1 protein-coding gene is annotated in these 383 nt (G+C 70.5%); it reads left to right on the top strand.

The window, feature by feature from the left end; genetic code table 11:
- Positions 1-383: AMP-binding protein (locus MLGJGCBP_RS44185; protein ID WP_201453366.1), on the top strand; the 383-nt coding region annotated here is incomplete at both ends.

Below are 383 nucleotides of genomic sequence, written 5' to 3' on the forward strand. Positions count from 1 at the left end.
GTCAACCTGGTGACCGTGCCGCTGTTCCACCTCGCCGGCGTGCAGGTGATGACCGCGGCGCTGGTCACCGGGGCCCGGATGGTGTACCAGGACGGCCGGTTCGATCCCGCGGAGGTCCTCCGCCTCATCGAACGCGAGCAGGTCACGACCTGGGGTGCCGTGCCCGCCATGGTCACCCGTGTCATGGAACACGACACCTTCGCCGCCGCTAACACCTCCAGTGTCCGGTCGATCCCGCTCGGCGGGTCCGCGTCCACCCCCGCCTTCCGGCGCACGGTTCAGGAACGGTTCCCGAACCTCAAGGGCGGCGGGGCCGGGTCGATGTACGGGCTGACCGAGGCCGGTGGCCTCCTCGCGATGGGCACCTCCCGCGAGATCTCCGA

The organism is Rhodococcus sp. T7 (assembly GCF_009872365.1).
In the GTDB taxonomy this organism is placed as follows: domain Bacteria; phylum Actinomycetota; class Actinomycetes; order Mycobacteriales; family Mycobacteriaceae; genus Rhodococcus_F.